Source organism: Streptomyces sp. NPDC001781, from assembly GCF_053596035.1.
The window spans coordinates 248,252-255,322 of sequence record NZ_JBSFFI010000007.1 but is presented as its reverse complement, the minus strand read 5'-3'; the positions used below and the strand labels follow the sequence as shown (position 1 = coordinate 255,322).

The following is a 7,071-nucleotide window of genomic DNA, read 5'->3' as shown; positions in this document are numbered from 1 at the left end:
CTAAGGGCTGTCCCGTAATCCACGGTGGATCAGCGCGCGGCGTCAGATGCGGTGCATCGCAAGGCGGAGGGTCGTCCGCATACTGGGCGTATGTGGACGATCCGACAACGCTGCGAGGTGCCGTAGCTGTCGTCGCGTGCCCGCCGGGGATTGCGGGACAGCCCTTAAACAGGTAGGGCAACAAGTTCCAGCGAGGCACTCAGTCACGAGGGGGATTTATGGAGATCCATTACAGCATCGGAGCGAGAGCAAACGACGTCAAGGTAATAGATCTTGACGCCCGCACCCTACTGAGAAGGGAAGCGCGCTCATTGGGGGATCGCCCCGTTAAGGCAGCAGAAAGAATCGCACTACAGGAAGCCATCTGCCTGATCAGACTTGGAATGGCCGATCTCCTGCGCATCAAAGATAAGACTCATTTGGAAAATGCCGTAACACGCGCAGCCGCCTGCGCTGAAGTGATGGCAACTGGAGCTTCGGTTGTCATCGGGCAAGAGCAGATCGCGGACGCTCGCGGATCGGAAAGCCTGCAGGATCTGGCCATTGAGTTGGCTCGCGAACGACATGGGCTACTCCCTCCGACATCCAGCAACGGGACGAGTCCAGCGTACATCTCCCGGGGATGGCCAACCCATGAAGAATGCGCCCGCTTGGCACATAAACTCGTGCATGAGATGAGTTACACCTATGCGGATGCGGCTCGAATTCTCGAAATGAGCGACTGGTACGAGCGGCCTACACTGTGGACCCGACAGGGCATCTCCCGACTCCTGTGGGAAGAGTGTGACGGGGAGAAATATCCGAAATACGACCACCGGGAAGTGATCGGAGCTCAATCACGCCAACCCGGACGCCTTCACCTGCCTTGTTCCGAAATTCACTTCATGGCGGCACTCGGAAGCAAAGACGCAGAGGCAGGAGCACGAAAGTTCGACGCCGCTCTCTCCGAACCTCATCTCGCCGTAATTCCAACCGATCCCCAACATATAAATGACGGCCTGGCTCAACTGTTGAGTCAAATCATGGATAACGGCCACTACCGAACCCTCTACGTGGCCAACCCTGACACAATCTTCTCCACACCAGCGCAGCGTAACGTGGTGTATGACATGGCTCTCTTCCGGGGCATACAGGTGATGGAAAACGGCGTCCCGATCCAAGCCGTGAACGAAAACCCGAACTACAATCGCCTTCTGCGCGAAGGCACGGAGTTGTTCGCAGCACTTCGGATTCGCGATCAGGCCACGGTCCTGGAGGAGACCCGATCTATCGACTACGCCCAGAGGAAAGCGGTAGAACTAGATCGCAAGGGACTCCCGCTTCGGGAGATCGCCGCGACGCTCGAGGCGGAGGCAATACCTACACGGAGCCATACCGGAAGTTGGAGCCCGAGTGCGGTCAAGGAACTTCTGAACTTCGACCAGCAGGCCGGCCGATGAGAGTCCGGGGTCGTGCAGGACGCCAGAGTCGGGCACTGGAGCGACTCCGCCACCAGGCAGGAGTGCTCCTGTCACCTCACGCTCAACAACGAGCACGTGAACTCGGGTTCCACGAGAGTGACGTCCTCCAGTGCGTGGTGGCGCCCGAACAGACTTACGGCTGCGGGCCCCAGCACCCGTTCGGGCGCTGCACTTACCAGCGCCTCGACTGCGCCTGCATCGTAGACACGACGGCGGGTGTCGTTGTCACCGTCCTGCTTCGCCAGACCCGCCGCTGGCAGCATGGTGTGCACACTCGCAGCACTGCCTGAACTGTCTGGGGCTCCCGACCGGCAGACGGACGCAGGGGGTTCAGAGCAGTAGCTTGTGATCGGCGTTTCCCTTGAGACGGTTCGCCGTCCATCGTCCTCAGCGCGTGTCCAGCTGTCTGGCAGCGCCTCCCGCCGGCTCCAAGCCGCCCGGTCTCAGTTCTGGTCTCATTCACCGCCGTCCGGGTCCGTCCGGACGGGTCACCCCGAACGCTCCGCCGCAGGTCAGAACGCCCACGACCCCCGCCGGACCCCCATACGAACATTTGGAAAGCGTGTTGGGGGCAACCCCTCACGAGTTCGAATCTCGTATCCTCCGCCAGTGCCTCACCGGGCACGATGTCGAAGGCCCCCACCGTTCGCGGTGGGGGCCTTCGACGTTGCGGGCGTGGTTGGTGACGCTGGTCTGTGCAGCGGCCCTTCTGCTTTCGGGTTGCAGTACAGAAGGCCGTGCGGCTGGGTCCACGCCGCATAGGAATGAGAAGCAGATGACGGCCATCTCTCAGGAGCGGGTGGGAAATCTGTCGGGGCCGGTTCAGCGGGCCTGGGAAAAGGGCGGCTATAGGATCAAGTCGGCGAACAAGGACGAGGAGTTCCCGGCAATCTACTCCCAGTCGTCCGACGGCTACGGGATCGCTTTGACGGTGGGGCTGAAAGGCAGGTCTTCTTCGAGGCAACCACTCCTTGCGTCAAGGCGTCCGACGTGGCTGCTCCCACCGAGTCACCGAATGCCCGGCCTATAAGCACCCCGTCCCCCGTCCCAATGTGCACTCCGACTTCTGGTCCTGAGGGTTGCCCCGCAAAACTCAGTGGGCGCGCGATGACACCTCACCGGGCACGATGCCGAAGGGCCCCTGGAAACAGGGGCCCTTCGTCGTCGAGTGGGTATCGGCTGCGATCGTACGCACCCGTTCCAGGGTCGCTCACCGAGTTCTGGCAGGACGCCCGGATCACCCGTGCGTCTCGGACGTCCGCTGGGGCCGTGGAGCCTTCAGCAGGGAGGCGAGGACGTCCGCCATCTCGGCCTCGGTCACCGGTCCCGTGCGGGCCGCGGCGACCCTGCCCTGCCGGTCGACGACGATCGTGTAGGGCAGGGCCTGCGGGTTCACCAGGCCCTTCGGCAGACTGCGGCCCAGCTGTCCGTGCGGGTCCCGCAGGGACGGGTAACCGAGGCGGTGCTTGTTCTGAAAGGCCAGCCCGCGACCGCTGTCGGCGTCGTTGTCGAGGCCGAGCACCCGTACGCCGCGCTCCCGCCACACGCGCTGGATCTGCGCGAGCTCGGGAGCCTCGGCGACGCAGGGTCCGCACCAGGCTGCCCACGCACTGACGACGACGACGTCGCCCCGGTAGTGCGACAGCCGCACGGTAGCGCCGTCCAGCGTGGTTCCGCCCAGGTCGGGCGCCGTCGGGCGGTCCTCCTCGGCGATGGTGCGGGTGAGGGAACCGGAGGCGTCGGTGTCGTCGACCGGGGCGTAGCTGTCGCAGCCCGCCAGCAGCGGGCCGGCGATCAGCAGTCCCAGCGCCGCCGCACGCGGGAACGGGACGGTCATCGCCCGGTCAGCCGGCCGGAAGGATCATGGGCACCGGCGCGGGAGAGAACGGTCTCCAGGTGGCGCGCTCGCCAGACACTCAGCAGCCAGGCGGCCGGCAACTGGAAGGTGAACAGGGATAGGACTGCCACCAGGAACGCCGAGTCGGCCGGTGCGTCGTCCCCTGCGGCCCAGGAGGACAGTCCGGCGCAGAGAAGGAGTACAACCAGGTAGGCGCAGCCGTCGATCAGGACGACGCGCCACACCGGCAGCGGGGCCGTCAGCCGGCGCGTGGCCGTCAGGGTGGCCACCGCGGCGGCGAGGAAGAACGCGTTCCACGGATCCGTCACCCAGCTGTCGGTCCAAGTGCCGAGGCTGCCGTCGGCGGCCTGCCAGGCGAGGTCCACCACGGCTCCGGTCAGCCACGACAACACGGTCACGGTGAGCGCGTAGGACAACGCACCGCGCCAGGTGACGGTCATGCGCCATCTCCCTTGTCACAGCAGGTCACTTGCTGGTGGCCCGCTTCCGCTCGGTCATTGTCCTCCCTGCCGATGGGACCGGGAGGACGGGGGTCGGTACGGAACAGTCGCCGCCGCGAGGGCTTGCGGCACGGAGCGCTGCCACTGCATGGAAGGTGTGCTGCCGCTCTCCGGAAGATCTTCGGACCGGGGGACGGCAGTGGGCCGGATCGGTCACTGCCGGGCACTCGATCATGAGCACCGTCAGCCGGGTCTGGTGAGTCGCGGCTGACGGGGTGTTCTACCGTGCTGCGAGACCGACACCGTCCCGGACCGGAAAGCAGGGCCCCACGTGCCTCTCACCCGTCGGACTCGGTTCGCCCTCTTCGCGGGGGTGTGCGTCCTGGGTGCGGCCGCCGTCACCGGCTACGCCGTCACCGGGCGGGATCCCGGCGTGCCGCAGGCCAGGGACGCCGGCGCGACACCCTGTGCGCGCATTGCCGACGCCGCCCCGAACTCGCTGGGCGGGTTCTCCCGCTGGGACACCGACGTGCCCGGGGTGGCCGTGTGGGGGGACCGCGACATCGTCCTGCGGTGCGGAGTGACCCCGCCGGGTCCCACCAAGGACATGTGCGTATCTGTTGACGGTGTCGACTGGGTGATCGACTCTCGACAATCCACAGGCTCCCGCAAGGTCATCGTGACCTACGGACGAGTTCCTGCGACTCAGGTCGTCTTCGAGGGCGCAGGGAAGATCGACGCGGCCCTGATCGACCTCTCCCACCTCGTGGCCCCGAGCCGTCAGGGCAGGCGCTGCGTCGATACCCCCTGACGCCACCCCGCGCCAACGGGGATTCGAGGTCTATCTGACCGGTCAACGTCTTTGATGGCAGACGGATCTACCGGCGGCCCGTCACGACTGGGCCAAGGTCACGGGGGTCTGCTCGTCACCAACGGGTTCCCGCCCTCTCCAGCGACCTCCGCACCCCCGTCACGATCCCGTCCACCACCTCCCTCGGCGGGATCTCCGGGTCGGTCGGCACCGGGTGGGTCGTACGGGCCAGGACCGGGAGTTCCAGTTGGACTCCGCCGTCGCGGGTCCGGTTGACCGGGTTGTCGGGGTGGAGGCCCCTCAGGGGGTGGGGGATGCCGGACAGGATGGTGACCGGGGTGAAGGGCGAGTCGGTCAGGGCGGAGGCCAGGACCCGGGCCGCCGGGCGGTTGGAGCCGCCCACGTAGACCGTCCGGGGCGCGGAGCGGCGGTTGTGGCCGTGGAGGGAGACCGTCAGGGTCGCGTGGGTGAGGAAGGTGGTCAGCGGGGTGCAGGGGGACATGCGGGTGGAGGGGATGTGCGTCGGGGGGCCCTCCGGCTGGGTGAAGGTCAGGAGGGTGGCTCCGGTGCGGGCCGCCACCTCCCGCGCCAGTTCCGCCGTGCCGCCCTCCACGGCTCCGTGCAGGGCCAGCAGGCCGACGGGGCCCGCCAGGTGCAGCGTCGTCTCGAAGGGCACGTTCTCGATCGTCACTCGCTCCGTGTGCATCGCCCCTCAGCGTGTCACCCGCACCTCGCGGGAGACCGTCACCTGGTCCAGTTCGGAGACGCGGACCGTCACCTTCATGGTCCAGGTGCCGGGGATCGGGAGGTCGAAGGAGTTCGTGGCCCAGTAGCCGCCCCGGTCGGTGACACCCGTGTCCAGGGGCCCCAGGCGCTGGGCGGGGAGGGTCATGGTGATGCGGAGTTCGGGGACGGCCGCCAGTGCTCCGTTCGCCCCGTAGACCACCGCCTGGAGGGAGTTGGAGCCCACCTTGCCGGGGTCGAAGGTGATCTGGACCTTGCCCCGGCCGTTCTCGCCGACCGTGAACGGGACGTTCGTGACCGAGGCCGCCGGGATGCCGGTGTCCGCCGTGGCCGCCTCCTCGGCCGCGCGGCCGGGAAGTGTGCTGGTCAGGAGGGTCGTCAGGACGAGGACGACCACTCCTACGGCCGCCTCGGCCAGTACGGTGCGGCGCAGCCGGTGTACCGGGAGGGCGGGGGCGGGGGCGGGCGGCTCCGGGGGGAGCGCGGCGCCGCCCGCGGGCTCGAGGACCTTCGCCGGCACCTCGGCCGCGGTGGACAGCCGTCCCGTCCACTTCCGCGACCACGCCGCCGCCGCCAGCAGCACCCCCACCGCCGCCAGCTTCGCCAGCAGCACCCGGCCGTACGTCGTGTCCGTCAGTGCCTGCCAGGTGCCGAGGCCGCGCCAGGACTGGTAGACGCCGGTGACCACCAGGACGGCCACCGAGGTCTGCGCCAGGCGGGAGAAGCGGGTCACCACCCGCGCCGGGACGGTCGAGGCCCGCAGGGTCATCAGCAGCGCCGCCAGGCCGCCCAGCCAGCACGCCGTCGCCAGGAGGTGGAGGGTGGTGGAGGCGACGGCGAGGGGGACCTGGATGCCGGCCGAGGCGTGCTCGGCGGCCGACCAGGTCAGGGCGAGGGCCACGGCGAGGACCGCGCCCGCGGTCACCGCGGCCGGACGCGGTACGGGCCGGCGCCGCAGGAGCAGCACGGCGCCCACCGCCACCAGCAGCAACAGCAGCCGTGCGAGGAGGAGTTCACCGGGACGTGTGGTCAGCGTGCGGCCCAGGGAGGTGAACGCGGGTGCCGTGCCCTCCTCGTACGGGCCACGCAGCAGGAGCAGGGCCGGCGTGGAGCCGAGCAGGGTGGCGGCGCCGGTGACGAACAGCGGTCGCAGAACGCCCCGTCGGGGCGGACGGCAGTACGCGACGAACGCGGCCGCCCCCAGCACCAGCGCCACCGCCAGGTACGACAGATACCGGACGATGTCGTAGAGGCTGGTGGTGGTGCGGTTCTCCGTCTCGCCGGGCGCCGTCGCGGTCGTCACCGTGCGCTCGCCCACCGAGAAGGTGAGCGCTCCGGAGACCGGGTGGCTGTCGGCGGAGACCACGCGCCACGCCACCACGTACGTGCCCTTCGCCATCCGCGCCGGCAGCGGGACGCGGACCGTGTCCGCCCGGCCTGGGGCGTGGTCGGCCGGGCCGGTCCTCAGCCGATGGTTCCCGGGGTCGTAGATCCGGAACGAGTCGGTGAGCAGGCCGACCGACTCGGTGTAGGTCAGGGTCAGGGTGCGCGGGGCGCGCGGGAGGATCATTCCGTCCTCGGGGTCGCTCGCGCGCAGGGCCGCGTGTGCGGAGGCGGGGGACGCGGTGCCCAGGACCAGCAGGAGCAGGCTCGTGAACGCCGGCAGCACGCGCCTGAGCGCTCTTCCACGGTCGCGCACGTCGCCCCGCCTCCGTCGTCGGACCCCGCTCTGTCCCCCGCTTGTACGGATGCCGGCGG

6 protein-coding genes are annotated in these 7,071 nt (G+C 68.5%); 2 read left to right on the top strand and 4 right to left on the bottom strand.

Annotated elements, in window-relative coordinates:
• Positions 1–218: 218 nt before the first annotated feature.
• Entirely contained in the window at positions 219–1,439 is a 1,221-nt protein-coding gene (locus ACWCV3_RS09705) for a hypothetical protein (RefSeq protein WP_451220907.1), read from the top strand.
• Between the two features lie 1,258 nt (positions 1,440–2,697).
• Here ACWCV3_RS09705 and ACWCV3_RS09700 read toward each other — a convergent pair.
• Positions 2,698–3,297 (bottom strand): TlpA family protein disulfide reductase, encoded by a 600-nt coding sequence (locus ACWCV3_RS09700; protein ID WP_451220904.1) that lies wholly within the window; start codon positions 3,295–3,297, stop codon positions 2,698–2,700.
• Positions 3,294–3,758: a hypothetical protein gene (locus tag ACWCV3_RS09695; protein WP_451220901.1), complete on the bottom strand. Its 465-nt coding sequence runs from the start codon at positions 3,756–3,758 to the stop codon at positions 3,294–3,296. The genes ACWCV3_RS09700 and ACWCV3_RS09695 overlap by 4 nt, the downstream gene beginning before the upstream one ends.
• Before the next feature lie 331 nt (positions 3,759–4,089).
• Here ACWCV3_RS09695 and ACWCV3_RS09690 point away from each other — a divergent pair, with 331 nt between their 5' ends.
• Positions 4,090–4,569 (top strand): DUF3515 family protein, encoded by a 480-nt coding sequence (locus ACWCV3_RS09690; protein WP_451220898.1) that lies wholly within the window; start codon positions 4,090–4,092, stop codon positions 4,567–4,569.
• A gap of 115 nt (positions 4,570–4,684) precedes the next feature.
• Here the strand turns inward: ACWCV3_RS09690 and ACWCV3_RS09685 are convergent, their stop codons facing one another.
• Positions 4,685–5,275 (bottom strand): poly-gamma-glutamate hydrolase family protein, encoded by a 591-nt coding sequence (locus tag ACWCV3_RS09685; protein WP_451220895.1) that lies wholly within the window; start codon positions 5,273–5,275, stop codon positions 4,685–4,687.
• 6 nt (positions 5,276–5,281) lie between these two features.
• Entirely contained in the window at positions 5,282–6,982 is a 1,701-nt protein-coding gene (locus tag ACWCV3_RS09680) for a copper resistance CopC/CopD family protein (RefSeq protein WP_451220892.1), read from the bottom strand.
• Between the last annotated feature and the right edge of the window lie 89 nt (positions 6,983–7,071).